Here is a 24,163-nt window from a genome sequence, read left to right on the forward strand (position 1 = left end):
AGAGTTATGGAGATCCTCTACAACGTCTTTACCGTGTTCTTTAATCAGGTAATGACCAACGCCCCGCTGTTGCTGGGTATCGTGACGTGCCTGGGGTACATCCTGCTGCGCAAAAGCGTCAGCGTGATTATCAAAGGCACCATCAAAACCATCATTGGTTTTATGCTGTTGCAGGCGGGGTCTGGCATTCTGACCAGCACGTTTAAGCCGGTTGTTGCCAAAATGTCAGAGGTGTACGGCATTAACGGCGCCATCTCTGACACTTACGCGTCCATGATGGCCACCATCGATCGTATGGGGGATGCGTACAGCTGGGTTGGGTATGCGGTACTGCTCGCGCTGGCGCTGAACATCATTTACGTGCTCCTGCGCCGCATCACCGGTATTCGCACCATCATGCTCACCGGGCACATTATGTTCCAGCAGGCGGGGCTGATTGCCGTTTCTCTCTATATCTTCGGCTACCCAATGTGGACCACGGTCATCTGCACGGCAGTGCTGGTCTCGCTTTACTGGGGCATCACCTCCAACATGATGTATAAGCCAACGCAGGACGTTACGGACGGCTGTGGCTTCTCCATCGGTCACCAGCAGCAGTTTGCCTCCTGGATCGCTTACAAAGTTGCGCCGTACCTGGGCAAAAAAGAGGAGAGTGTTGAAGACCTCAAATTGCCTGGCTGGCTGAATATCTTCCACGACAACATCGTCTCCACGGCAATTGTGATGACCATCTTCTTCGGTGCCATCCTGCTCTCCTTTGGCATTGACGTGGTGCAGGCAATGGCGGGTAAAACCCACTGGACGGTCTATATCCTGCAAACCGGTTTCTCCTTCGCTGTGGCTATTTTCATCATCACCCAGGGCGTGCGTATGTTCGTCGCCGAACTGTCGGAAGCGTTTAACGGCATCTCCCAGCGTCTGATCCCTGGCGCGGTGCTGGCGATTGACTGTGCGGCTATCTATAGCTTTGCGCCAAACGCCGTCGTCTGGGGCTTTATGTGGGGCACCATCGGCCAGCTGATTGCGGTTGGCATCCTGGTGGGCTGTGGCTCCTCAATCCTGATTATTCCTGGCTTTATCCCGATGTTCTTCTCCAACGCCACCATCGGCGTATTCGCTAACCACTTCGGCGGCTGGCGCGCAGCGCTCAAAATCTGTCTGGTGATGGGCATGGTTGAAATCTTCGGGTGCGTGTGGGCGGTCAAGCTCACTGGCATGAGCGCCTGGATGGGCATGGCGGACTGGTCAATTCTGGCGCCGCCGATGATGCAGGGCTTTGCGTCCGTCGGGCTGGTCTTTATGGCCGTCATCATCCTGATTGCCCTGGCTTATATGTTCTTCGCTGGCCGTTCGCTGCGGGCTGAAGAAGATGCAGAAAAACAAACAGCAGAAGTGTCTGCTCATTAAGGAGTTTCGATTATGACCGTACGTATCCTGGCTGTGTGTGGCAATGGGCAAGGTAGCTCCATGATCATGAAGATGAAAGTGGACCAGTTTTTAACCCAGTCAAACATTGACCACACGGTGAACAGCTGCGCAGTGGGTGAATACAAAAGTGAACTGAACGGCGCGGACATCATCATCGCCTCAACGCACATTGCCGGCGAGATTAGCGTGTCGGGCAACAAATACGTGGTAGGCGTACGCAACATGCTGTCGCCTGCGGATTTCGGGCCAAAGCTGCTGGAAGTGATCAAAGAACACTTCCCACAAGACGTGAAGTAAGGATGCCACATGAAACTACGTGATTCGCTGGCAGAGAATAACTCCATCCTTTTACAGGCCGAAGCCAGCACCTGGCAGGAAGCGGTGAAGCTGGGCGTGGACCTGCTGGTTAAGGCGGACGTTGTCGAGCCGCGTTATTACCAGGCCATTCTGGATGGCGTGGCGCAGTTTGGACCCTATTTTGTGATTGCCCCGGGGCTGGCAATGCCGCATGGCCGTCCCGAAGAGGGCGTCAAGAAAACCGGTTTTGCGCTGGTGACGTTGAAAAAACCACTGGTGTTCAACCACGAAGATAACGACCCGGTCGACATTCTGATCACCATGGCGGCTGTCGATGCCAACACCCACCAGGAGGTGGGGATCATGCAGATCGTCAATCTGTTTGATGATGAAGCTAATTTTGACCGTTTACGCGCCTGTCGTACCGCGCAGGACGTGCTGGATTTAATTGATAACGCCACTGCGGCGGCCGTTTAAGAGGAATTGAAAATGTCATTACCAATGTTGCAGGTCGCGCTGGATAACCAGACTCTGTCTCACGCTTACGAAACCACCCGTCTGATTGCGGAAGAAGTGGACATCATCGAAGTCGGCACCATTCTGTGCGTGGGCGAAGGCGTTCGTGCGGTTCGTGACCTGAAGGCGCTCTATCCGCATAAAATCGTGCTGGCGGATGCCAAAATCGCCGACGCGGGCAAAATCCTCTCTCGCATGTGCTTTGAAGCCAATGCCGACTGGGTCACCGTGATCTGCTGTGCGGATATCAACACCGCGAAAGGCGCGCTGGACGTGGCGAAAGAGTTCAACGGCGACGTGCAGATTGAACTGACTGGTTTCTGGACCTGGGAGCAGGCGCAGGAGTGGCGCGAAGCGGGTATCCAGCAGGTGGTTTATCACCGTAGCCGTGATGCGCAGGCCGCAGGCGTGGCGTGGGGCGAAGCCGATATCAGCGCGATCAAACGTCTGGCCGATATGGGCTTCAAAGTGACCGTCACCGGTGGCCTGGCGCTGGAGGATCTGCCGCTGTTCCAGGGTATCCCGATTCACGTCTTTATTGCCGGTCGTAGCATTCGTGATGCTGCGTCTCCGGTGGAGGCGGCGCGTCAGTTCAAACGCTCAATCGCTCAGCTTTGGGGTTAAGGAGCGGGTATGTTGTCAAAACAGGTCCCGCTTGGCATCTATGAAAAGGCACTCCCTGCGGGGGAGTGCTGGCTGGAGCGGTTGCAGCTGGCGAAGCAGCTGGGTTTCGATTTTGTCGAAATGTCTGTGGATGAGACGGACGAGCGTCTTTCTCGCCTGGACTGGCGCCGCGACCAGCGTCTGGCGCTGGTGAGCGCCATTGCCGAAACCGGCGTGCGCGTGCCATCCATGTGCCTGAGCGCTCATCGTCGTTTTCCGCTTGGCAGCGAAGATGATGCTGTACGTGCCGAAGGGCTGGAGATCATGCGTAAAGCCATTCGCTTTGCACAGGATGTCGGCATCCGCGTGATCCAACTGGCGGGTTACGATGTTTACTATCAGGAAGCCAACGATGAAACGCGCCGTCGTTTCCGGGAGGGCCTGAAAGAGAGCGTTGAGATGGCAAGCCGTGCGCAGGTGACGCTGGCGATGGAGATCATGGATTATCCGTTGATGAACTCCATCAGCAAGGCGCTGGGCTATGCGCACTATCTGAACAACCCATGGTTCCAGCTTTATCCGGATATCGGAAACCTGTCGGCATGGGATAACGATGTACAGATGGAGCTTCAGGCGGGCATCGGGCATATCGTGGCGGTGCACGTTAAAGATACCCGTCCTGGCGTGTTTAAAAACGTACCGTTCGGCACCGGGGTGGTGGATTTCGAACGGTGCTTCCAGACGCTCAAACAGACAGGTTATTGCGGGCCTTACCTGATTGAGATGTGGAGCGAAACCGCGGACGACCCGGCGGCAGAAGTGGCGAAAGCCCGGGACTGGGTGCGCGAGCGCATGGCGCGGGCAGGGCTGATGGAGGCGGAACATGCTTAAGCTGAAACAGCAGGTCTTTGAAGCCAATATGGATCTCCCGCGCTATGGACTGGTGACGTTTACCTGGGGCAACGTAAGCGCCATCGATCGCGAGCAGGGGCTAGTGGTGATTAAGCCGAGCGGCGTGGCCTATGACGCCATGAAAGCGGACGATATGGTGGTGGTTGACCTGGAAGGACACGTCGTTGAAGGCAAATGGCGCCCTTCTTCAGATACGGCAACCCACCTGGCGCTGTATCAGCGTTACCCGTCTCTGGGTGGCGTTGTGCATACCCATTCCACGCACGCCACCGCCTGGGCACAGGCCGGGCTGGCGATCCCTGCTTTGGGTACGACGCACGCAGATTACTTCTTCGGCGATATTCCCTGCACGCGAGCGTTAACGCAGGCTGAGGTCGAAGGCGAGTACGAACTTAACACCGGCAGGGTCATTATCGAAACGCTGGGTGAGACGGAACCACTGCATACGCCGGGTATTGTGGTGTACCAGCATGGTCCGTTCTCCTGGGGTAAAGATGCGCATGATGCCGTGCATAACGCGGTGGTGATGGAAGAGGTGGCCAGAATGGCGTGGATTGCGCGCGGCATTAACCCACAGCTTCAGGGCATTGATGATTACCTGATGAACAAGCATTTCATGCGTAAGCACGGCCCGAATGCTTACTACGGGCAGAAGTGAATAAGTGCTCTGGAATACCGAAACAGTTGTAACCGGTGGTATTCCGGAGCCATTCATAAAAAAAGCCCCCGGGCAGGGGGCAAATTATATATGGCTTTGATTTTCGTTGACTTTCCTGGTGCTAGCGATAAAGCGTTACTGATAAATATCTGCACTGGCGTGCATATTACCGTTGCTGCCGGGCTCACGTGTCAGCATGACGTGATAGTATTTTGCGCCCTGCGCATCGGTTTCTTCATTAAGCGCCTGATCTGCTTCACTTTCAGTGGCGAAGTTATGATTGATGTAAATAACGCCTAAGCTCTGCACATCATCCATGTTTCTGGCCTGTTGGCTGTCTATTCTGATGGCTGCCATCGCGTTTGCACTGAGCAAAAGCGCAGCCAAAATGGCGATTGCGATTCTTTTCATGATATGCGCTCCACGACTGCGTGCTGTGATACGGGGTAATGTCTCCTTCTCTGTTCAGTGTCTCTGATTAAAGTGTAATCGCTACCCGGGTTGCGATGGGTGACCATTTCTGATGGTGTTGTTCAAAAAAACAGCGCTTCTGATGAGTGCGATTTTAAATCACCCACTTAGAACAGCTTTACCCTTTGTGCGAATTATTTGTGCAATCAGCTTGAGTTTCCTGGGGGGCGCAAGTATTATGACGCGTCAATTTTTCAGCCGACCTTTAACACGTTCCTTGCCTCCCCGGGCCTCGGCTGACCCAGACAGGAGGCTGAATAATCCGTAAGGAGCAATTCGATGCGTCATTACGAAATCGTTTTTATGGTCCACCCTGACCAGAGCGAACAGGTTCCGGGCATGATCGAGCGTTACTCTGCTGCCATCACTGGTGCAGAAGGCACGATCCACCGTCTGGAAGACTGGGGCCGCCGTCAGCTGGCTTACCCGATCAACAAACTGCACAAAGCACACTACGTTCTGATGAACGTTGAAGCTCCGCAGGAAGTGATCGATGAGCTGGAAACTACCTTCCGCTTCAACGATGCCGTTATCCGCAGCATGGTTATGCGTACCAAACACGCAGTGACCGAAGCATCTCCGATGGTTAAAGCGAAAGACGAGCGCCGTGAGCGTCGCGATGATTTCGCAAACGAAACCGCAGATGATTCTGATGCTGGGGATTCTGAAGAGTAATTTCTGATGACCAACCGTCTGGTGTTGTCCGGCACCGTGTGCAGGACCCCCCTTCGAAAGGTCAGCCCATCAGGAATTCCGCATTGCCAGTTCGTGCTTGAGCATCGTTCTGTGCAAGAGGAAGCCGGGTTTCACCGGCAGGCGTGGTGCCAAATGCCCGTGATTATTAGCGGACACGAAAACCAGGCCATTACTCACAGTTTAACGGTCGGTAGTGCAGTAATCGTTCAGGGGTTCATTTCTTGCCACAAGGCAAAGAACGGCCTGAGCAAAATGGTTCTGCATGCCGAGCAGATTGATTTGATAGATTCTGGAGACTAGCCATATGGCACGTTATTTCCGTCGTCGCAAGTTCTGCCGTTTCACCGCGGAAGGCGTTCAAGAGATCGACTATAAAGATATCGCAACGCTGAAAAACTACATCACCGAAAGCGGTAAGATTGTCCCAAGCCGTATCACCGGTACTCGTGCAAAATATCAGCGTCAGCTGGCTCGCGCTATCAAACGCGCTCGCTACCTGTCTCTGCTGCCGTACACTGATCGTCATCAGTAATCGGGCACGGTCCATTAATACGACTTTAAGAGGATAAGGTAATGCAAGTTATTCTGCTTGATAAAGTAGCAAACCTGGGCAGCCTGGGTGATCAGGTAAACGTTAAAGCGGGTTACGCTCGTAACTTCCTGGTTCCACAGGGTAAAGCTGTTCCAGCTACTAAGAAAAACGTAGAGTTTTTCGAAGCACGTCGTGCTGAACTGGAAGCCAAACTGGCTGACGTTCTGGCGGCTGCTAACGCTCGCGCTGAAGCAATCAACGCACTGGGCACCGTTACTATCGCGTCTAAAGCTGGCGACGAAGGTAAACTGTTCGGTTCCATCGGTACCCGCGATATCGCTGATGCAGTTACTGCGGCAGGCGTTAAAGTGGCTAAGAGCGAAGTTCGTATGCCGAACGGCGTTCTGCGTACCACTGGTGAGCACGAAGTTGACTTCCAGGTTCACAGCGAAGTGTTCGCTAAACTGGTTGTTAACGTAGTAGCTGAGTAATTTTTTACTCTGCTCGCGTCGAAGCGCCGGCATTGTGCCGGCGTTTTGCTTTTTAGCGTGACCCTGCGTCATCTTTTGCTCTTGTAAGGTCGCTATTCCTGACGCATTCTCTGATAATAAATTGAAACGCAATTTTATTTATGAGATTTGTCATGGATACTGCTCTGCCCACGCCCGTCTTTGCCCGTCGCAATGTGGCCTATGCCTGCGCCACGCTCTGCTGTCTGCTTTGGGGAAGCTCGTACCCGGCCATTAAAAGTGGCTACGAACTCTTTCAGATCGCGACCGATGATATCCCCTCCAAAGTCGTCTTTGCCGGATACCGTTTTCTGTTTGCCGGCGCGTTGCTGCTGCTTTTTGCCCTGGCCCAGCGAAAGCCGATTGGCAGGCTCACGCCCACGCAGTTTGGCCAGCTCACGATCCTCGGACTGACGCAGACCTCCCTCCAGTACACCTTCTTTTATATCGGCCTGGCCTACACGACCGGGGTGAACGGCTCCATCATGAATGCCACCGGGACCTTCTTCAGCGTGCTGCTGGCGCACTTTATCTACCACAACGACAAACTCAGCTATAACAAAACGCTGGGATGTGTTCTGGGCTTTGCCGGGGTTATGCTGGTGAACTTCCACAGCGGGTTAAGTGAGTTCCAGTTTGTCTGGAAAGGTGACGGATTTGTGGTGCTGGCCGCCTTTATTCTCTCTGCGGCCACGCTTTACGGGAAACGCATTTCCCAGACCGTTGACCCGACGGTGATGACTGGCTGGCAGCTGGGGATAGGCGGGGCGGCACTGGTTGCGGGAGGCTATGCCACGGGCGGGACGCTGGAGGTGCACAGCATGAAAGCCGTCGCCGTGCTGGGGTATCTGACGCTGCTCTCATCCGTGGCGTTCGCCCTGTGGAGCGCGCTGCTGAAAGTAAACCGCGTGAGTATGATTGCCCCGTTCAACTTTGTCATACCTGTAGCAGGGACGGTGCTCTCCGCCATCTTCCTCGGCGAAAACATTCTGGACATCAAATACGCGATTGCGCTGGTGCTGGTCTGCTCGGGGATCTGGTGGGTGAATAAACGGCGTGCCTGAGAACAAAAGTGCCGGGTGGCGGCATCGCCTTACCCGGCCTGGGCCATTAACGTGCTCTGATGAAACTGCCGTCCGGCTGACGGGTAAACAGTACCTGCTGCCCGTTTCCGGTATCGATCGTTAACCCGGTCACCACCCCGCTGGCATTCTGGCGGATCTGCACCATCTGACCATTTTGCAGGTTGCTGAGCGGTTTGCCTGCCCCCTCGACTTGCGCCATGGCATACACATCCGTTGCTGGCAGATTGTGGTCGCGGAACAGCTGGGCAAGAGTTTTCCCAGGCTCTACGCGATACGAACGCCACTGCTGCTCAATGCCGGTGGGCTGTTGCGCCTGTGGCTCTGAAGGGGCGGCGGCCTGCTCCTGATCTTCCTGAACCGGTTCAGGTTCAACCGGCGCAACCTGGCCCGGATCGTTAGACGGTGTGACCAGCTGCGTCTGCATCGGCTGTGAATCAGGCTGCGGCTGGCTTTGCGACTGGATATCCAGCTCAGCATTCCGGCTGACCGGCGCGGTATCAACGTTGTCACTGCCGGAAGGAAGCAGGAAGCCGATGACGATCAGCAACGCGCCGATAATAATGCCTCTGCGGTGCAAAGGCGGCAGCGGGTCCATGATGCGAAAGTTATCCGGCGCATGCCAGATTTTCGCCAGGGTAGGTTTCAGTTCAAATCGCCCGGGCATCGCTCTCCTCCTGCTCCGCGTCTTTTTATCCTGTCCTGAGAAGTGTAGTTTGCTAACTGCCTGATGGGCGTAACAAAGCCAGCTTTCGTGACATATATTAGGGAAAATCCTGACGGCTACTATTGTTTCCGTTTCGTCGCAGTTTGTCACCTTTACTTAAGACAAAGTTTTACCCATAAGGGCATGGCTGATATGCTGCCCGCTACTTTAAATGTGATGGAAGGAAAACCCATGACCACCCCGACTTTTGACACTATCGAAGCGCAGGCAAGCTACGGCATCGGCTTGCAGGTAGGACAGCAGCTGAGCGAATCCAGCCTGGAAGGTCTGTTACCGGAAGCGCTGGTGGCGGGTATTGCTGACGCGCTGGAAGGCAAGCAGCCCGCTGTGCCGGTTGACGTTGTGCACCGTGCGCTGCGTGAAATCCACGAACGTGCTGACGCCGTACGTCGCGCGCGTTTCGAAGAGATGGCGGCAGAAGGCGTGAAATATCTGGAAGAGAACCGTGAGCGTGAAGGCGTGAACAGCACCGAGTCCGGCTTGCAGTTCCGCGTAATCAATCAGGGTGATGGCGCAATCCCGGCGCGTACCGACCACGTTCGCGTACACTACACCGGTAAGCTGATCGACGGTACCGTGTTCGACAGCTCCGTCGCACGTGGCGAACCGGCTGAGTTCCCGGTCAACGGCGTTATCGCAGGCTGGATCGAAGCCCTGACCCTGATGCCAGTAGGTTCCAAATGGGAACTCACTATCCCGCACAACCTGGCTTACGGCGAGCGTGGCGCTGGCGCGTCCATTCCGCCATTCAGCACCCTGGTGTTTGAAGTCGAGCTGCTGGAAATCCTGTAATCGGTTTTTCTTATTTTCCTCTCTCCGATCGGGGAGAGGAAAATAGCGATAAAACCCGGAGTTACGACGAAATCAACATTTTGTATTGCAAACGAAACTGTTACGTGTATTTTTGTGAGCTGTTTCGCGCTGTATGAGTGATATGACACTCACTTTCAACATATTATTAACATAATATTCAAATCATAGTATTCATCCCGCCGATTCTTACCTACTATCGATTAGTCCTTACACAGGGGCCGTCATTTATTTGGCGTATATAAAGGCCAGAAGAGCCTTAACAACACAGACAGGCATAAACAGGAAAATATCACATGGTAGATCAGGTCAAAGTCGCCGCCGCAGAAGAGGCGACGTCTGAACAGTCGCTACGGCGAAATCTCACGAACCGTCACATTCAGCTTATTGCCATTGGTGGAGCCATCGGCACCGGGCTGTTTATGGGCTCGGGCAAAACCATCAGTCTTGCCGGCCCGTCGATCATCTTCGTTTATATGATCATCGGTTTTATGCTCTTTTTCGTGATGCGTGCAATGGGTGAATTGCTGCTCTCGAATCTCGAATACAAATCCTTCAGCGACTTCGCGTCAGACCTGCTCGGCCCGTGGGCGGGCTATTTTACCGGCTGGACCTACTGGTTCTGCTGGGTGGTTACCGGCATGGCGGATGTTGTCGCTATTACGGCCTACGCCCAATTCTGGTTCCCCGGCCTGTCGGACTGGGTGGCTTCGCTGGCGGTGATTGTTCTGCTGCTGAGCCTGAACCTCGCCACCGTTAAAATGTTCGGTGAGATGGAGTTCTGGTTCGCGATGATCAAAATCGTCGCCATCATCGCGCTGATTGTCGTCGGGCTGGTGATGGTGCTGACGCACTTCCAGTCGCCAACCGGCGTACAGGCCTCGTTTGCCCATCTGTGGAATGACGGCGGCTGGTTCCCGAAAGGTATCAGCGGCTTCTTTGCCGGCTTCCAGATTGCGGTGTTTGCGTTTGTCGGGATTGAGCTGGTCGGTACCACGGCGGCGGAAACCAAAGATCCGGAGAAATCCCTGCCGCGTGCGATCAATTCCATTCCGCTGCGTATCATCATGTTCTACGTGTTCGCGCTGATCGTCATTATGTCCGTGACGCCATGGAGCTCGGTGGTGCCAACCAAGAGCCCGTTCGTCGAGCTGTTCGTGCTGGTGGGGCTGCCTGCTGCCGCGAGCCTGATTAACTTCGTGGTGCTGACCTCTGCGGCCTCTTCCGCGAACAGCGGCGTCTTCTCCACCAGCCGTATGCTGTTCGGCCTGGCGCAGGAGGGCGTTGCTCCGAGCGCGTTTGCCAAACTGTCTAAACGCGCGGTACCAGCGAAAGGGCTGACCTTCTCCTGCATCTGTCTGCTGGGTGGTGTGGTGATGCTCTACGTCAACCCGAGCGTAATCGGCGCGTTCACCATGATCACCACGGTGTCGGCGATCCTGTTTATGTTCGTCTGGACCATCATCCTCTGCTCGTACCTGGTGTACCGCAAGCAGCGTCCACACCTGCACGAGAAGTCGATCTACAAGATGCCGCTGGGCAAGCTGATGTGCTGGGTGTGCATGGCGTTCTTTGTCTTCGTGCTGGTGCTGCTGACGCTGGAAGAAGATACCCGACAGGCGCTGATGGTCACGCCGCTGTGGTTTATCGCGCTGGGGCTGGGCTGGCTATTTATCGGTAAGAAACGTATGGCGGGCATGCGTTAAGCATGTTGCCGGGTGGCGCTGACGCTTACCCGGCCTAGGTTCGCGGATGTTGTAGGCCCGGTAAGCGCTAGCGCCACCGGGCTTTTTTATTTACCCGATAATGCACGCGGGAACAGAACGTTATTCTCAAGACTAATGTGTTCCATCAGATCGTCGATCATCTCGTTAATGCCGTTGTACATGGCTTTCCAGGTGGTGCACGCTTCTGGCGGCGGTGTGACGTTGTTGGTGGTGTGTTTGATCACTTCCAGCAGTTCGCCGGCGTCATCATGTTCGCTTTCCATCACGCTGATGGGCCCCATAGCCTGGCTGCCCATGCCCTGTTTGATCATCGGGAAGAGGATCTGCTCCTCTTTCATCATGTGGCTGGAAAGTTCTTCGTGCAGCATGGTCAGGTATTTCGCCAGGCCGCGCGGTACGGAAGGTTTATCGGCATGAACGCGTTCAACTTTGGTCGCCTGTAAAATCAGCTCCGGCAGCTGCTCGCGGTGACGGTCGTGGTAACGCACAATGATATGGTCGATGATTTCAGCCAGCGGCGCGGTGCGCCAGTCTTTGTCGACAGGCTGTTCAGCCAGCTGAGCCAGCTCCGCTTCGATAGCCTCCACATCCAGCTCTTTACGCGACGCTGCGCGCGCCAGCGTTTGCTTACCACCGCAGCAGTAATCCATATCGTATTTACGGAACAGCGCAGAAGCGCGAGGGATGGAGAGCGCCAGCTCGCCTAAGGGTTGGTCGCGGAAGGCCATAGCAGTTACCTCATCATCAGGAATATAAGGTGCATTTTAAATGCATCTTTAAGTGGATACTATAACCCTTTAGAGGCAAGGGTGAAAATGAGAAGGGGATCACAAAAAAAGCGTGCTTTTAACTTGCTGATTGAATGCAGAAAAGAGCTTTCGAAAGTTTTTAAAGGTGGAGAAACAGTAAACAACCTGCCGCGCGTGCCGATAGATACAGGTCAGACAATACCTGTATATAAAAAAGGCAACGCATGTTTAAACGTATAAAAGTCATTACTCTTTTGATTTCGGTGCTGCTTGTGCTCGGCATCATGCAGCTGATCTCCGCTGGCATTTTCATTAACGCACTCAATAACGATAAAGAGAACTTCACCGTTTCTCAGCTTTCCAGCCAGAACGTCGCGGAGTTTACCGACGCCTGGATCAGCCTGAACCAGGCGCGCGTCACTCTCAACCGCGGTATGCTGCGCCTGCAAAGCAGCATGGCGTCGCAGATTAACGGCGGGCAGCTGAACGAGCTGGTCAATACCGCGAAAAACCTGCTGGCCGATGCCCAGACCCATTACGATAAATACTACGCGCTGCCGGAAACGCCGGGTATGGACGAGCACCTGGCCGATCGCCTGGAAGAGCAATACCGCGTCTACTCCGCCACGCTGACGCAAATGAACGTTCTGCTGGGGCAGGGCAATCTGGAAGATATGTTCAAACAAAATGCCGAACAGAAGCAGACCGCGATGCAAAAGGTTTATCGCGAGTGGCGTGAGGCGCAGGCCGCGCTGACCGCCAAAGGGATCCGGGACAATGAAAGCGACTACAAACGCATTCTGTGGATCCTTTCTGCGGTGATGCTGCTGGTGATCGCGGTGATTATTTCCAGCTGGATTGCGATGCGCCGCGTGCTGCTGCTGCCGCTGGAAGAGGTGATCAACCATATCCGCGCCATTGCCGCAGGGGATTTAACCCAGCCGATTCAGGCTGAGGGTAAAAATGAAATGGCGATCCTGGCGCGCAACGTTCAGGAGATGCAGACTGCGCTGGCCAACACGGTGGGCGTGGTGCGTGAAGGCGCTGATACCATCTACACCGGCGCGGGTGAAATCTCGGCGGGCAGCAACGATCTCTCCTCTCGTACCGAGCAACAGGCCGCTTCTCTGGAAGAGACGGCAGCCAGCATGGAACAGTTAACCGCCACCGTGAAGCAAAACGCCGATAACGCGCGTCAGGCGTCGCGTCTGGCGCTGGACGCCTCCTCCACCGCGAAGAAGGGCGGTAACGTGGTCGAGGGCGTTGTGCGCACCATGGACGAAATCGCCACCAGTTCCAGCAAAATCGCGCAAATTACTAACGTGATCGACGGCATTGCTTTCCAGACCAATATTCTGGCGCTGAACGCGGCGGTAGAAGCGGCGCGCGCGGGCGAGCAGGGACGTGGCTTCGCGGTTGTCGCGGGCGAGGTGCGTACCCTTGCCCAGCGCAGCGCGCAGGCGGCGAAAGAGATCAAAGCGCTGATCGATGATTCCGGCGAACGCGTCAACGCGGGTTCTCAGCTGGTAAATGAAGCGGGCGCGACGATGGCGGAGATCGTCAATGCGGTTACGCGCGTGACGGACATCATGGGTGAGATTGCGTCGGCCTCCGACGAACAGAGCCGCGGTATCGACCAGGTGGGTCAGGCGGTGGCGGAGATGGATCGCGTCACCCAGCAGAACGCCTCGCTGGTGGAAGAGTCTGCGGCGGCAGCGGCGGCGCTGGAAGATCAGGCTGCACGCCTGAACGACGCGGTGGCGGTGTTTAAGATCACCCGCAACCAGGCGGTGAAAGCCGCGCCGGTTAAGACCTATGCACCTAAAGCGCAGCCCGTCGCGGCGGCGTCTGAAGCGAACTGGGAAACGTTCTGATACTGTGCCGGGTGGCGCTTCGCTTACCCGGCCTACGGTTTTGTAGGCCCTGCAAGCGAAGCGCCTCTGGGCGAAAAGCTCACCCCTCCGACGCCGGAACGACCATCGGTTTTTCCGGCTTCGCTCTCACCGCAATCACCACCCCAACGACCAGCAGCGCGATCCCGCAGGCCGTTAGCAGCGGCGGCACGCTCTGACGCATCAGGAAGGTATAGAGCAGCCCTGCCAGTGTCTCAAAGACAATCAGCGGCCCCAGTATCACCGTCGGCAGCTTCTGGCTGGCAATGTTCCAGCACAGCGCGCCCACCCACGAACAGAGCACGGCAATGGCGACCATTAGCCCGACGAATATCCACGGGCGCGGTCCGAAGGGCAGGGTAAATGCCGGTTGCTGGCTACCCAGCCAGACACACGCGCCCACATAGCCCAGCAACGAGACAGGGAGGGTGACCAGCGCCTGCGCCGTCGCCCACATCATCGGATGTTTATCCGGGTTTTCCCGCAGCCAGCGTGCGTTGCGCAGGGCATACCAGGCCCAACAGACAACCGAGATAAACGCCAGAAAGATCCCTGAACCGTAACGCCACAAGCTGAAGTTTTCGAGGCCGTGGCGAAGCTCGGCAATATTCACGCACACCAGCCCCACGGCGATGCAGACCAGAGCGGGCGCCATTTTTGACCACGCCAGTTTGCCGTCACGCTGGCTGTAAAGCAGGTTCGCGAAAACCGGGATGACCACCGGCAGCGTGCCGATAATCATGGTGGACACCGGCGCACCGGTGCGCTGAATGGCGCTCGCCAGACAGACGTAGTAGATCAGATTACCCATCATGGTCAGCGCCAGCGCGGTGAGCCAGTCCTGGCGGCCTAGCTGACGCAGACGCGCGCGCCCCAGCCATGCCAGCGGCACGGCAATCAGCCCCAGCGCCAGGTAACGTCCGGTCGACTGCAAAATTGCCGGGTACTCCGGCACAATCAGCGGGCCGACAAAAATCAGCCCCCACATCAAACCCGCAAGCAGGGCATACAACACGCCGCTAATCATTTTTCCATCCATCTTGATTCACTTTGCGATCAGTGTAGGAGGGCAAAACGCGCGCGTATTGTATGAGGTTGCGCATTAGCGCGGCATAACCTGTTTCTGGTAGCGCACGGGCGTGATGCCGTAGCGACGGGTGAAGGCGCGGGTTAAATGCGACTGATCGGTCAGCCCGGTCGCGGCGGCCACCTCGGCGGCAGGCATGCCGTGGGTGAGGAATGCTTTTGCGCGCCACAGCCGGATGGCCATCAGCATCTGGTGGGGCGTAACGTGGAAATGGGCTTTGAACTGGCGCTGAAAATGGTACGGGCTGAGCGAGACAACGTTAGCCAGCTCGTCCAGGGTCAGCGAGCGCATATAGTTGTCGTGCAGATAGTCGCGAACGCGTTCGAAGCGGTGCGCGGCCTCCTGCACCACCGGCGCATGATGGGCCAGTGGCTGAAAAGTCTGAATCAAATCCAGTAGCAGCCCCTTCTGCGCCAGCGGATCGTTGGTGTGCCACAGGCCGTAAATTAACCGGCCAATCTGCTGCGAGCGCAAAGGGTCGTGGCGCGTGACGTCATTAAACCACCAGTGACGCAGGCCGGTGACCTCTTCCAGCAGGTCGGGTTCGATGTAGACCATTCGGTAGCGCCAGCCGCCTTCGGTGGCGGATTCCCCGGTGTGGATCTCGTCCGGGTTCATGGTCACGACGGATTTTTCCGCGGCAAGATGCTGGGTACCGCGATAGCGGAAGCGTTCGGCACCGGTTTCGATGGTGCCGATACCGAAGGCTTCATGAGTGTGAGGCTCAAAGGCGTAGTCAGAGATATGGGCGTGATAAAGCTCCAGGCCCGGCAGTTGCGCCAGATGGCGAAAGCGCGCGCTGTCTCTCTCATCAGTGAACTGTTCCGGTACGCCTTGCACGGTGAGCCTCCTTGTGGGTCATCGCTTCATTATCAGAGATGACCCGAGGGGATGCCACAAAAAATAACCAATTTTTAACAACTACAGGATGGCTTTGACACTTTCCGCCAGTGATGTGGTTGGGCGGCCGATCAGTTTGCTCAGGGTACGGCTGTCGTCGAACAGGCCGCCTTTGGACGCGCCGGTGTCGGAGTCCGCCAGCATCTCCGCCAGCCCGGCAGGCAGACCAACGCCTTTCAGCGCAGCGGCGAAATCGGCTTCGCTGAGGTTCTGATACGTTACCGGCTTACCGCTCTGCTTGCTCAGTTCCGCAGCCAGTTCGCTCAGCGTCCAGGCATTATCACCCGCCAGTTCATACACCTTGCCGGCATGACCCTCTTCAGAAATCACTTTCGCTGCCGCCGCCGCGTAATCCGCACGGGTCGCAGAGGCAATTTTGCCTTCGCCTGCGGCACCCATAAATACGCCGTGTTCCAGCGCTGGCGGCGCGCTTGCCAGGTAGTTTTCGGTGTACCAGCCGTTGCGCAGCAGAGCGTAAGGCACGCCGGAGGCCGCCAGGGCATTTTCGGTTTCGACGTGCTCAACGTGCAGACCCAGCGGAGATTTGTCAGCATGCAGCAGGCTGGTATAGGCGATGAATTTCACCCCGGCGGCTTTGGCGGCGTTTATCACGTTCTGGTGCTGTACGGCACGCTGGCCCACTTCGCTGGAGGAGATGAGCAGCAGTTTATCCACGCCGTTCAGCGCGGTGGTAAATGCGGCTTCATCGGTGTAATCCGCCTGACGCACAACGACCCCTTGCTGACGCAACGCTTCGGCTTTCGCCGGGTTACGCACAATAGCCACGATCTGGCTGGCCGGAACGGTTTTCAGCAGTTCTTCAATAACGTGTTGGCCAAGCTGGCCGGTTGCGCCGGTAATCGCGATCATGATGAATCTCCTTCGTGTTTGTCTGGTGTTGTGGCACACTATCACCATAACTAACTTTTAGTAAGTACGTACATAAAGGTAAGTATGAAAACAACAATACCAACGCTCAGCGAGCAAATGCGCGATGGCAACCTCTTTGCGGAACAGTGCCCGTCACGGGAGGTGCTCAAACACGTAACCAGCCGCTGGGGCGTGCTGATCCTGGTGGCGTTACGTCAGGGGACGCATCGCTTCAGCGATCTGCGCCGCAAGATGGGCGGCGTCAGCGAGAAGATGCTGGCTCAGTCTTTACAGGCGCTGGAACATGACGGGTTTGTCGATCGCGTGTCGTATCCGGTCGTGCCGCCGCATGTGGAGTATAGCCTGACGCCGCTGGGGCGGGAGGTAAGCGAGAAGGTGGCCGCGCTGGCCGACTGGATTGAGGTCAATACGCCGCAGGTGATGGCGAATAGGGACGAGCGTGCGGCGTGAAATGCCGGGTAGCGCTTGCGCTTACCCGGCTTACGGGATTGAGGATTGCGGGTAGGCCGGGTAAGGCGAAGCCGCCACCCGGCACAATCATCGCTACCTGCTCAAATCCACCTGATAAATCGCGAACCCAATATCATCCGTCGCGACCTTTTGCATCGGATACTGCGCCTTATCCTTGATAAACGCGGCTGCTTTATCGGACGGAGATGTCTCAAAGCGAATATCCAGCTTAGTGTCGCTGTGGATCGGCGCAAGTCGCCAGTTGTTATCCACCGCCGGATGAATTTCACCCGTCTTTTTCGACTCCGCGCTGATCCACGCCGCCAGCACCGAACGGTTCTCATCCGGCGAGGCAAAGGCGATGTGGCTGTCACCCGTACCGGCAAACTTGCCGCCATAGGCGCGGTAGTTGTTGGTCACCACCAGGAAAGTGGTATTCGGATCAATCGCTTTGCCGTTGAAGGTCAGGTTTTTGATACGTTCTGCCTGCGGATTAATGGCCTGACATTCGCCGTCATATTTCGCGGGCTGGGTGACGTCAATCTGATATTCCACGCCGTCGATCACGTCGAAGTTGTAGGTGCGGAAACCGTCCCAGTTAATCAGCGACTGCGGTTTGCTGCTGTGCGGATCGATCTGGTTGAACTGCCCGGCAGAGCACTCCAGCCACTCCTTCACCTCTTTCCCGGTAGCTTTCACCACCACGAGGGTGTTGGGATAGAGGTAGAGATCGGCGGCATTACGGAAGGTCAGTTGGCCTTTTTCCACCTCAACGTAGCTGGCCGGATCGTTCTTCCGCCCGCCCACTTTGAATGGCGCCGCGGCAGACAGTACCGGCAGATTTGCCATATCCGGATCGCCCTGAATATAGTGCTCCGCATAGGCTTTCTGCGCCATGTTGACTACCTGCACGGTCGGGTCATCCTGTACCAGCGCGAGGAAGCTGTACATGTTATCAGCCGATTTACCGATCGGCTTGCTGACAAATTCACGCGTCGCGTCGTGGTCATGCTTCAGGACGTCGACCAGCTTTTTATCTTCCCCTGCCAGAGATTTTTTGGCCGCTGCGTCGTAGATCGGACGCGCTTCCGCTTTCGACTGCGTGACTTTCCAGCTTCCGCTGTCGTTATTCAGCACCAGATCCACCACGCCAAGGTGGTCGCCCCACATGCCCGGCATTACCGATGGCACACCGTTAAGCGTCCCTTTTTCGATGTCCGCGCCTTTGATAGCAGCGAAATCTTTGCCCGGGAAGACGGCGTGGGCGTGACCAAACAGGATCGCATCCACGCCCGGCACCTGGCTGAGATAGTACACGGAGTTCTCAGCCATCACCTGATACGGGTCGGCCGAGAGGCCAGAGTGCGCCACGACGACGACCACATCCGCCCCTTTCGCCCGCATCTCCGGCACGTATTTGCGCGCGGTTTCGGTAATGTCGTTGACGGTCACTTTCCCGTCGAGGTTGGCTTTATCCCACGTCATGATCTGCGGCGGCACAAAACCGATATAGCCGATTTTCAGCGTCTGTTTTTTACCGTCCTGGTCGACAACCTCGGTCTCTTTAATCAGATAAGGGGTGAAGAGCGGCTTCTTCGTCTTAACGTCGATGATATTGGCGTTAACGTACGGGAATTTTGCACCTGCCAGCGCGTCGTGCAGGTATTTCAGGCCGTAGTTAAATTCGTGGTTGCCCAGGTTGCCGACGGTATAGTCCAGCGTATTCATTGCCTTATAAACAGGATGGATCTCGCCTTTTTTCAGCCCCTTCGCCGCCATGTAGTCGCCGAGCGGGCTGCCCTGAATTAAGTCCCCGTTATCGACCAGCACGCTGTTTTTCACTTCACCGCGGGCGGCGTTGATCAAACTTGCCGTGCGTACCAGTCCGAATTTTTCCGTAGGGGTATCTTTGTAGTAATCGAAGTCCATCATATTGCTGTGCAGATCGGTGGTTTCCAGAATACGGAGATCCACCGTCGCTGCCTGAACGCTTGCCGCAATCAGCGTTGCCAGGAGCGTTGCGCTAAACTTAATCATCTGAGGAGTCCTTTTTTCGATCCAAGCCACAAAAGAATATGTATGTAGTATTTGTTGCTTACAGAAGTGTGAATGCTGCCAGAAAAAAGGGCGCTGAAACCAGAATTGCTTCACAGATAGCGGAATTGTTCACATTACGATATAACTAAAACAATAAGTTATGCCCACTGCGTTAACGAAGAGGTGGAGAATGTTAGATAAAATTTGTCAGCTCGCACGGGATGCGGGTGATGCCATTATGCAGGTGTACGACGGTGCGAAACCGATGGATGTTGTCAGCAAAGCGGATGACTCCCCGGTGACGGCGGCGGATATCGCGGCGCATGCGGTGATCCTGAAAGGTTTGCAGGCCCTGACGCCGGATATTCCGGTCCTTTCTGAAGAAGCGCCCCAGAGCTGGGATGAACGTCAGCACTGGCAGCGTTACTGGCTTGTCGACCCGCTGGATGGCACGAAAGAGTTTATCAAGCGTAACGGTGAATTCACCGTCAACATCGCCCTCATTGAAAAAGGAAAAGCGGTGCTTGGCGTGGTTTACGCCCCGGTGATGAAAGTAATGTACAGCGCGGCGGAAGGTAAAGCCTGGAAGGAAGAGTGCGGCGTGCGTAAGCAGATCCAGGTGCGTGATGCCCGTCCTCCGCTGGTGGTGATCAGCCGCTCGCACAGTGACAGCGAGCTGGAGGAGTATCTGCAACAGCTGGGTGAACACCAGACGACGTCGATTGGCTCGTCGCTGAAGTTCTGTCTGGTGGCGGAAGGGCAGGCGCAGCTGTACCCCCGTTTCGGGCCGACGAACGTCTGGGATACGGCGGCAGGGCATGCGGTGGCGGCGGCCGCTGGCGCGCATGTGCATGACTGGCAGGGTAAGCCACTGGACTACACCCCGCGCGAGTCATTCCTGAATCCGGGCTTCCGGGTATCACTTTACTGAGTCAGTAGCTTATGCAGCAGGGCAACCACCTGCTGCACCTCATCCTGCGTCAGCGCGCCGTCTTTAACCCACTGTACGCGACCGTTTTTGTCCAGCACGACAATCGCTGAACTCTCTTCTTCCAGCTGCCACGCCTTACGCGTCACGCCGTTGCTGTCGACAATAAACTGCGACCAGGGATAGAGCTTCTTATTGCTCTCAAGGCTTGAGCGCACAAACATCCCGGAGCCGGGAATCGCGTCGTCGGTGTTCACGATGGTGGTGGTCTGGTAGCGATCGTGCGGGAGTTTTGCGGCTTTGATCGCTTCCACGAGGGTGGCATTTTTCTCTTTAGCGGATGTACGTCCGGCAATATGTTGTACAACTCTCACTTTGCCCGCAAGCTGCGCGCTATTCCAGGTTTTATAGCTAAACTTATCATTGTCGAGAATCAATTCTCCCCGGTCAGCAATGCCGACCGGCGGGACACGTTGTCCTTTTTCAATGTTGTGTGCGGAAGCCATCAGCGGCAGCAACAGGCAAGCTGCTGCCAGGAGGTTACGTAGGGTCATGGTGTTTCCTTATTGTTAGCAGGTGATCCGACCACTTGGTCATGCGCTTTTAATCATAAGTGCGATCAATAGGCTTTTCCCGCAATCCCGATGCCAGTTTGCGGGCGAACGCACATATCCATGCAAAAACGACGGCATATACTGCGCTGTATCACGCTTTGCAAAGATTATTCTGAATAATTGTAATCAAACGGTAAATAAACTTATGCACACTGGGTAAGTACGAGGTTCTGGTCTATAGTCATTGGGCATCAAAATTTGCGCTCAGGACAGTCGGGCCGATTGTGGCACCGCAAGAGCGTATGATTCGCAGGAGATACAAGAATGAAAATTTTCCAACGCTACAACCCGCTTCAGGTGGCGAAGTACGTGAAGATCCTGTTCCGTGGACGGTTGTACATCAAGGATGTTGGCGCTTTTGAGTTCGATAAGGGCAAAATCCTTATCCCAAAAGTGAAGGACAAACAGCACTTGTCTGTGATGTCCGAAGTCAACCGTCAGGTTATGCGTCTGCAAACTGAGATGGCTTAACCAACGTGCTATGCAGTAGTAGTTAAAAAGACGGCTCCCGATGGGAGCCGTTGATGTTTATGGGGCATACAAAGGATTACGCCGACACCTTCTCTTCGGCATCCGGCAGTTTCGGCACCAGCACGGTCGGTTTGCTATCAATACGCGTTACCAGCAGCTGGTCGATGCGGTAGTTATCAATATCCACCACTTCAAACTTGAAGCCGGAGAACTTCACCGAGTCGGTACGTTTCGGGATTTTACGCAGCATAAACATCATAAAGCCGCCGATGGTCTCGTAGTTGCCGGACTGCGGGAACTCGTCAATGTCGAGTACGCGCATGACGTCTTCAATCGGCGTACCGCCATCGATGAGCCATGAGTTCTCATCACGCTGCACAATTTGCTCTTCCAGCCCCTGGCCGACCAGGTCGCCCATCAGCGTCGTCATAACGTCGTTGAGGGTGATAATGCCCACCACCAGCGCGTATTCGTTCATGATCACCGCGAAGTCTTCCCCGGCGGTTTTGAAACTTTCCAGCGCTTCGGAGAGCGTCAGGGTATCCGGCACTATCAGGGTGTTGCGGATCTGCACGCCGCTGTTCAGCGCCAGGCTCTGGTTGGCCAGCACGCGGTTCAGCAGGTCTTTGGAGTCCACGTAGCCGATGATATGGTCGATATCTTCGTTACAGACCAGAAACTTGGAGTGCGGATGCTGCGCCACCTTGGTCTTCAGGCTCTGCTCGTCTTCATGCAGATCGAACCAGATGATGTTTTCACGGCCGGTCATGGAGGACGGCACGGTACGGGATTCCAGTTCGAAAACGTTCTCAATCAGCTCGTGCTCCTGCTTGCGCAGCACGCCTGCCAGCGCCCCGGCTTCCACCACGGCATAAATGTCATCGGAGGTGATGTCGTCTTTACGCACCATCGGCAGCTTGAAGATGCGGAAAATGACGTTCGCCAGGCCGTTAAAGAACCACACCAGCGGACGGAACACGTACAGGCAGAAGCGCATCGGGTTGATGATACGCAAAGCCACAGCTTCTGGCGCAATCATACCGATGCGTTTCGGGGTCAGGTCCGCGAATAAAATGAACAAGCCGGTGACCAGGGAGAAGGAGAGGATGAAGCTCAACTGCTCGGCCAGCTCTACGGACATGTACTTAACAAAGAGGCTATAAAACGCCGGAGAAAACGCTGCATCGCCCACGATACCGCCAAGGATGGCGACCGCGTTCAGGCCAATCTGCACCACGGTAAAGAACATGCCGGGGTTTTCCTGCATTTTCAGAATGCGTGATGCGTTGATGTTGCCCTCGTCGGCAAGCAGCTTCAGTTTGATTTTACGGGAGGCAGCCAGCGAGATCTCCGATATCGAGAAAAATGCACTGACGGCAATAAGACAAAGTATTACTAAAATACTGTTTAACATAGTTTATCCGGCTTCTCGCCAGATCCTCAGAAGGGGAGTTGATACCATTCGTGTGAAGACACATTGAACTCAGCTCGTAGCGTTGAGCCGATTATTTCAGCGGTAGTATAGCGTAAAGACGTGTAAACCTGCCAGAGGTCACGTTTTCGGCAAAAAAAGCCGGGCCGGCATGGGGCCGATCCGGCGAGAGGGGCTATTTCACGGTGGATAAGTTTTCGCCCACAGCCAGGCGTGTGGCATCGCCGCCCCAGACCTGATCGTACTCATAGCCTGTCAGCTGTTTGATGACCATGCGGGTGCTGGCGTCGCAGTCGCGATAGTCGCCACCGAGCTTCCGACGCGCGATCTCCTTGAGCAGCACCTTATGCGTCTCGCGGGTCAGCTTAAATTTGTAGGTCGCGAAGAAGCTCACTGCCAGCAGCGCGGCGGTGGCAAAAATCATCAGGCCAATTATTGCTCCCAGCGCGCTTTCAGGCTGTGCGCCACTGCCTTTCACAAAACCGGACTCCTGCAACACCAGGCCGATAATCATAATCGCAATGGCGACGGTGCTTTTGCGGGTCAACACCATTACGCCAGCGAAAATGCCTTCCCGGCGCTGCTGCGTGACGATCTCGTCGATATCCGGAATAAAGCTATAAATATTCCACGGAATGTAATAGAGGCCGGAACGGGCTGCACCCAGCAGGATGAAGACGGCGGAGAACAGCAGCGTTGGCACCTCTGTTTTGGTGAGATAAACCGTAAACAGGAATGCCAGCACCAGGAAAATGCAGCTATACGAAAGGCGCAGTGCGGCGGAAGGGGTCATGTTCAGCCTGTTGAGTAACAGCATAAATCCGTACGTGCCGGGCACGGAGGCAAAAGCCGCAATACTTAGCCAGCCGGACACTGCTGCCGCATCCTGACTCAGGCAATACACCACGTAATAGGTAAAGACTGAACCAAATACGTCCATCGCGGTGAAGGAGAAAATATAAATAAGAATATGCAGGCGGAAAGCGCGAATACGAAAAGAAGAGAAGAGATCCAGCACCAGATATTTGAGGTGATTAATTACTCCGCTGCTGCGCTGGGTATCAACTTTGAAGTCATACTCCTGATGCACATCTTTTGCTTCCCAGGTGCTGTACCAGGTAATAAATACCGCGATGCAAAAGACGCAGGAAAATATCAGTCCGGTTAGCGTGTAGGTAAAGGAATTATCTTTGCCGGTAAATTGCATAATCACGCCCGGAACCGACACCGCAAGAAAACCGCCCAATTGCGAGCAGATCATCCGTACGCCCGACAGGCGGCTGCGCTCTTCATAGCGGTTGGTCATCTCCGCGGCGAGGGTTTCCCACGGCACCAGCACCATCGCTGAAAGCAGTTCGATGGAAAGATAGGTGCCCAGGTAATACCAGTAACCCATGTCCGTCAGCCACAGCAGAGCATAGAGGAACATTAAGGGAGAGCTGAGTAATAAGAAGAAACGGCGACGGCCAAATTTACGCCCAAGCCAGGTGTCGCCGAAATTGTCGGTGATGTAACCCATTATCGGGCTTAATACCGCGTCAATGACGCGGGCAATAGCAAATATAGAGCCGGCTTCCACGACGGATAATCCGCAATAGGTGGTGTAAAAAAATAACAGCCAGGTGCCGATAATGGCGAAAGCGCCTCCGCCAAAGAGGTCGGTTATGCCGTAGCCAAGCGCCACGCCATAACCCACTCTGCGTTCAGTTGGTTTAACCATAATAATATCCAGTGTAGGGTAGAT

Annotated in this window: 27 protein-coding genes; 17 read left to right on the forward strand and 10 right to left on the reverse strand. The window is 55.4% G+C overall.

Annotated features, from left to right (window positions below; all coding sequences use genetic code 11):
- The first annotated feature begins 6 nt into the window (after nt 1–6).
- From ulaA to SK50_RS04810, 6 genes are read left to right on the forward strand one after another with little or no spacing between them, the layout of a single operon-like run.
- Nucleotides 7–1,407 carry a PTS ascorbate transporter subunit IIC gene (gene ulaA, locus SK50_RS04785; protein ID WP_003856019.1) on the forward strand — a complete coding sequence of 467 codons (1,401 nt, stop codon included), beginning with the start codon at nt 7–9 and terminating at the stop codon, nt 1,405–1,407.
- A gap of 12 nt (nt 1,408–1,419) precedes the next feature.
- The gene (gene ulaB / locus SK50_RS04790; RefSeq protein WP_003856022.1) at nt 1,420–1,725 is read left to right on the forward strand and encodes a PTS ascorbate transporter subunit IIB; all 306 of its coding nucleotides are present in this window, start codon (nt 1,420–1,422) and stop codon (nt 1,723–1,725) included.
- A gap of 9 nt (nt 1,726–1,734) precedes the next feature.
- The gene (ulaC, locus tag SK50_RS04795) at nt 1,735–2,202 is read left to right on the forward strand and encodes a PTS ascorbate transporter subunit IIA (RefSeq protein WP_023302961.1); all 468 of its coding nucleotides are present in this window, start codon (nt 1,735–1,737) and stop codon (nt 2,200–2,202) included.
- A 12-nt stretch (nt 2,203–2,214) separates the two neighbouring features.
- Nucleotides 2,215–2,865 carry a 3-keto-L-gulonate-6-phosphate decarboxylase UlaD gene (gene ulaD, locus SK50_RS04800; RefSeq protein ID WP_017694667.1) on the forward strand — a complete coding sequence of 217 codons (651 nt, stop codon included), beginning with the start codon at nt 2,215–2,217 and terminating at the stop codon, nt 2,863–2,865.
- Nucleotides 2,866–2,874: 9 nt separating this feature from the next.
- Entirely contained in the window at nt 2,875–3,735 is an 861-nt protein-coding gene (locus SK50_RS04805; protein WP_015572478.1) for an L-ribulose-5-phosphate 3-epimerase, read from the forward strand.
- Nucleotides 3,728–4,414 carry an L-ribulose-5-phosphate 4-epimerase gene (locus SK50_RS04810; RefSeq protein ID WP_017383945.1) on the forward strand — a complete coding sequence of 229 codons (687 nt, stop codon included), beginning with the start codon at nt 3,728–3,730 and terminating at the stop codon, nt 4,412–4,414. The genes SK50_RS04805 and SK50_RS04810 overlap by 8 nt, the downstream gene beginning before the upstream one ends.
- A gap of 135 nt (nt 4,415–4,549) precedes the next feature.
- Here the strand turns inward: SK50_RS04810 and yjfY are convergent, their stop codons facing one another.
- A complete protein-coding gene (yjfY, locus tag SK50_RS04815) occupies nt 4,550–4,825 on the reverse strand; it encodes a DUF1471 family protein YjfY (protein ID WP_017383944.1) in 276 nt (91 codons plus the stop codon).
- A gap of 339 nt (nt 4,826–5,164) precedes the next feature.
- Here yjfY and rpsF point away from each other — a divergent pair, with 339 nt between their 5' ends.
- From rpsF to SK50_RS04840, 5 genes are all read left to right on the forward strand, one after another.
- Nucleotides 5,165–5,560: a 30S ribosomal protein S6 gene (gene rpsF / locus SK50_RS04820; protein ID WP_003856034.1), complete on the forward strand. Its 396-nt coding sequence runs from the start codon at nt 5,165–5,167 to the stop codon at nt 5,558–5,560.
- Nucleotides 5,561–5,566: 6 nt separating this feature from the next.
- Entirely contained in the window at nt 5,567–5,881 is a 315-nt protein-coding gene (priB, locus tag SK50_RS04825; protein ID WP_003856035.1) for a primosomal replication protein N, read from the forward strand.
- Between the two features lie 4 nt (nt 5,882–5,885).
- A complete protein-coding gene (gene rpsR, locus SK50_RS04830; RefSeq protein WP_000135199.1) occupies nt 5,886–6,113 on the forward strand; it encodes a 30S ribosomal protein S18 in 228 nt (75 codons plus the stop codon).
- A gap of 41 nt (nt 6,114–6,154) precedes the next feature.
- Nucleotides 6,155–6,604, forward strand: coding sequence for a 50S ribosomal protein L9 (gene rplI, locus SK50_RS04835; RefSeq protein WP_006810372.1), 450 nt, complete (start codon nt 6,155–6,157; stop codon nt 6,602–6,604).
- Between the two features lie 152 nt (nt 6,605–6,756).
- Nucleotides 6,757–7,686 (forward strand): DMT family transporter, encoded by a 930-nt coding sequence (locus SK50_RS04840; protein ID WP_017383942.1) that lies wholly within the window; start codon nt 6,757–6,759, stop codon nt 7,684–7,686.
- A 46-nt stretch (nt 7,687–7,732) separates the two neighbouring features.
- Here SK50_RS04840 and SK50_RS04845 read toward each other — a convergent pair whose 3' ends face one another.
- Nucleotides 7,733–8,371, reverse strand: coding sequence for an OapA family protein (locus SK50_RS04845; RefSeq protein WP_015572481.1), 639 nt, complete (start codon nt 8,369–8,371; stop codon nt 7,733–7,735).
- Nucleotides 8,372–8,602: 231 nt separating this feature from the next.
- Here SK50_RS04845 and fklB point away from each other — a divergent pair, with 231 nt between their 5' ends.
- Nucleotides 8,603–9,223 (forward strand): FKBP-type peptidyl-prolyl cis-trans isomerase, encoded by a 621-nt coding sequence (fklB, locus tag SK50_RS04850; RefSeq protein ID WP_045344388.1) that lies wholly within the window; start codon nt 8,603–8,605, stop codon nt 9,221–9,223.
- A 314-nt stretch (nt 9,224–9,537) separates the two neighbouring features.
- A complete protein-coding gene (gene cycA, locus SK50_RS04855; protein WP_015572483.1) occupies nt 9,538–10,947 on the forward strand; it encodes a D-serine/D-alanine/glycine transporter in 1,410 nt (469 codons plus the stop codon).
- 86 nt (nt 10,948–11,033) lie between these two features.
- Here the strand turns inward: cycA and ytfE are convergent, their stop codons facing one another.
- Complete coding sequence (ytfE, locus tag SK50_RS04860; protein WP_015572484.1) at nt 11,034–11,696, reverse strand: iron-sulfur cluster repair protein YtfE; 663 nt, start codon at nt 11,694–11,696, stop codon at nt 11,034–11,036.
- A 245-nt stretch (nt 11,697–11,941) separates the two neighbouring features.
- On the opposite strand from ytfE, the gene SK50_RS04865 reads away from it, so the two are divergent.
- Nucleotides 11,942–13,591 (forward strand): methyl-accepting chemotaxis protein, encoded by a 1,650-nt coding sequence (locus SK50_RS04865; RefSeq protein ID WP_032103134.1) that lies wholly within the window; start codon nt 11,942–11,944, stop codon nt 13,589–13,591.
- 79 nt (nt 13,592–13,670) lie between these two features.
- On the opposite strand, the gene SK50_RS04870 is transcribed toward SK50_RS04865, so the two are convergent.
- The 3 genes from SK50_RS04870 to SK50_RS04880 form a co-directional block, all read right to left on the reverse strand.
- Nucleotides 13,671–14,636 carry a DMT family transporter gene (locus SK50_RS04870; protein ID WP_032103135.1) on the reverse strand — a complete coding sequence of 322 codons (966 nt, stop codon included), beginning with the start codon at nt 14,634–14,636 and terminating at the stop codon, nt 13,671–13,673.
- Nucleotides 14,637–14,711: 75 nt separating this feature from the next.
- A complete protein-coding gene (locus tag SK50_RS04875; RefSeq protein ID WP_017694662.1) occupies nt 14,712–15,536 on the reverse strand; it encodes an AraC family transcriptional regulator in 825 nt (274 codons plus the stop codon).
- A gap of 81 nt (nt 15,537–15,617) precedes the next feature.
- A complete protein-coding gene (locus SK50_RS04880) occupies nt 15,618–16,466 on the reverse strand; it encodes an SDR family oxidoreductase (protein WP_017383937.1) in 849 nt (282 codons plus the stop codon).
- Between the two features lie 84 nt (nt 16,467–16,550).
- Here SK50_RS04880 and SK50_RS04885 point away from each other — a divergent pair, with 84 nt between their 5' ends.
- Nucleotides 16,551–16,937 (forward strand): winged helix-turn-helix transcriptional regulator, encoded by a 387-nt coding sequence (locus SK50_RS04885; RefSeq protein WP_022650268.1) that lies wholly within the window; start codon nt 16,551–16,553, stop codon nt 16,935–16,937.
- 93 nt (nt 16,938–17,030) lie between these two features.
- On the opposite strand, the gene SK50_RS04890 is transcribed toward SK50_RS04885, so the two are convergent.
- Entirely contained in the window at nt 17,031–18,974 is a 1,944-nt protein-coding gene (locus SK50_RS04890) for a bifunctional 2',3'-cyclic-nucleotide 2'-phosphodiesterase/3'-nucleotidase (RefSeq protein WP_045344389.1), read from the reverse strand.
- Between the two features lie 190 nt (nt 18,975–19,164).
- Here SK50_RS04890 and cysQ point away from each other — a divergent pair, with 190 nt between their 5' ends.
- Nucleotides 19,165–19,905, forward strand: a complete 741-nt coding sequence (cysQ, locus tag SK50_RS04895) for a 3'(2'),5'-bisphosphate nucleotidase CysQ (RefSeq protein WP_015572488.1) — start codon at nt 19,165–19,167, stop codon at nt 19,903–19,905.
- Here the strand turns inward: cysQ and SK50_RS04900 are convergent.
- Nucleotides 19,899–20,456 (reverse strand): YtfJ family protein, encoded by a 558-nt coding sequence (locus tag SK50_RS04900; RefSeq protein WP_017694658.1) that lies wholly within the window; start codon nt 20,454–20,456, stop codon nt 19,899–19,901. The genes cysQ and SK50_RS04900 overlap by 7 nt on opposite strands.
- A 324-nt stretch (nt 20,457–20,780) precedes the next feature.
- Between SK50_RS04900 and SK50_RS04905 the strand changes: the two genes are divergently transcribed.
- Entirely contained in the window at nt 20,781–20,987 is a 207-nt protein-coding gene (locus SK50_RS04905) for a DUF1107 domain-containing protein (RefSeq protein WP_003856054.1), read from the forward strand.
- A gap of 76 nt (nt 20,988–21,063) precedes the next feature.
- Here the strand turns inward: SK50_RS04905 and SK50_RS04910 are convergent, their stop codons facing one another.
- Nucleotides 21,064–22,401 carry a polyamine export protein PaeA gene (locus SK50_RS04910; protein ID WP_006810357.1) on the reverse strand — a complete coding sequence of 446 codons (1,338 nt, stop codon included), beginning with the start codon at nt 22,399–22,401 and terminating at the stop codon, nt 21,064–21,066.
- Between the two features lie 193 nt (nt 22,402–22,594).
- On the reverse strand, nt 22,595–24,139 hold the full coding sequence (locus tag SK50_RS04915; RefSeq protein WP_017694657.1) for an MFS transporter: 1,545 nt from the start codon (nt 24,137–24,139) through the stop codon (nt 22,595–22,597).
- Nucleotides 24,140–24,163: the final 24 nt, after the last annotated feature.

This window comes from Enterobacter sp. BWH64 (assembly GCF_001037645.1).
GTDB classification, from domain to species: domain Bacteria; phylum Pseudomonadota; class Gammaproteobacteria; order Enterobacterales; family Enterobacteriaceae; genus Enterobacter; species Enterobacter hormaechei_C.

Bases quoted from the DNA above. Each gene is read 5' to 3' on its own strand.
- SK50_RS04885 (WP_022650268.1), top strand. From the start codon at position 16,551: ATGAAAACAACAATACCAACGCTCAGCGAGCAAATGCGCGATGGCAAC.
- yjfY (WP_017383944.1), bottom strand. From the start codon at position 4,825: ATGAAAAGAATCGCAATCGCCATTTTGGCTGCGCTTTTGCTCAGTGCA.
- priB (WP_003856035.1), top strand. From the start codon at position 5,567: ATGACCAACCGTCTGGTGTTGTCCGGCACCGTGTGCAGGACCCCCCTT.
- SK50_RS04865 (WP_032103134.1), top strand. From the start codon at position 11,942: ATGTTTAAACGTATAAAAGTCATTACTCTTTTGATTTCGGTGCTGCTT.
- cycA (WP_015572483.1), top strand. From the start codon at position 9,538: ATGGTAGATCAGGTCAAAGTCGCCGCCGCAGAAGAGGCGACGTCTGAA.
- rplI (WP_006810372.1), top strand. From the start codon at position 6,155: ATGCAAGTTATTCTGCTTGATAAAGTAGCAAACCTGGGCAGCCTGGGT.
- rpsR (WP_000135199.1), top strand. From the start codon at position 5,886: ATGGCACGTTATTTCCGTCGTCGCAAGTTCTGCCGTTTCACCGCGGAA.
- fklB (WP_045344388.1), top strand. From the start codon at position 8,603: ATGACCACCCCGACTTTTGACACTATCGAAGCGCAGGCAAGCTACGGC.
- cysQ (WP_015572488.1), top strand. From the start codon at position 19,165: ATGTTAGATAAAATTTGTCAGCTCGCACGGGATGCGGGTGATGCCATT.
- SK50_RS04810 (WP_017383945.1), top strand. From the start codon at position 3,728: ATGCTTAAGCTGAAACAGCAGGTCTTTGAAGCCAATATGGATCTCCCG.
- SK50_RS04900 (WP_017694658.1), bottom strand. From the start codon at position 20,456: ATGACCCTACGTAACCTCCTGGCAGCAGCTTGCCTGTTGCTGCCGCTG.
- ulaA (WP_003856019.1), top strand. From the start codon at position 7: ATGGAGATCCTCTACAACGTCTTTACCGTGTTCTTTAATCAGGTAATG.
- SK50_RS04870 (WP_032103135.1), bottom strand. From the start codon at position 14,636: ATGATTAGCGGCGTGTTGTATGCCCTGCTTGCGGGTTTGATGTGGGGG.
- SK50_RS04880 (WP_017383937.1), bottom strand. From the start codon at position 16,466: ATGATCGCGATTACCGGCGCAACCGGCCAGCTTGGCCAACACGTTATT.
- ytfE (WP_015572484.1), bottom strand. From the start codon at position 11,696: ATGGCCTTCCGCGACCAACCCTTAGGCGAGCTGGCGCTCTCCATCCCT.
- ulaD (WP_017694667.1), top strand. From the start codon at position 2,215: ATGTCATTACCAATGTTGCAGGTCGCGCTGGATAACCAGACTCTGTCT.
- SK50_RS04910 (WP_006810357.1), bottom strand. From the start codon at position 22,401: ATGTTAAACAGTATTTTAGTAATACTTTGTCTTATTGCCGTCAGTGCA.
- ulaC (WP_023302961.1), top strand. From the start codon at position 1,735: ATGAAACTACGTGATTCGCTGGCAGAGAATAACTCCATCCTTTTACAG.
- SK50_RS04845 (WP_015572481.1), bottom strand. From the start codon at position 8,371: ATGCCCGGGCGATTTGAACTGAAACCTACCCTGGCGAAAATCTGGCAT.
- SK50_RS04890 (WP_045344389.1), bottom strand. From the start codon at position 18,974: ATGATTAAGTTTAGCGCAACGCTCCTGGCAACGCTGATTGCGGCAAGC.
- SK50_RS04905 (WP_003856054.1), top strand. From the start codon at position 20,781: ATGAAAATTTTCCAACGCTACAACCCGCTTCAGGTGGCGAAGTACGTG.
- rpsF (WP_003856034.1), top strand. From the start codon at position 5,165: ATGCGTCATTACGAAATCGTTTTTATGGTCCACCCTGACCAGAGCGAA.
- SK50_RS04805 (WP_015572478.1), top strand. From the start codon at position 2,875: ATGTTGTCAAAACAGGTCCCGCTTGGCATCTATGAAAAGGCACTCCCT.
- SK50_RS04915 (WP_017694657.1), bottom strand. From the start codon at position 24,139: ATGGTTAAACCAACTGAACGCAGAGTGGGTTATGGCGTGGCGCTTGGC.
- ulaB (WP_003856022.1), top strand. From the start codon at position 1,420: ATGACCGTACGTATCCTGGCTGTGTGTGGCAATGGGCAAGGTAGCTCC.
- SK50_RS04840 (WP_017383942.1), top strand. From the start codon at position 6,757: ATGGATACTGCTCTGCCCACGCCCGTCTTTGCCCGTCGCAATGTGGCC.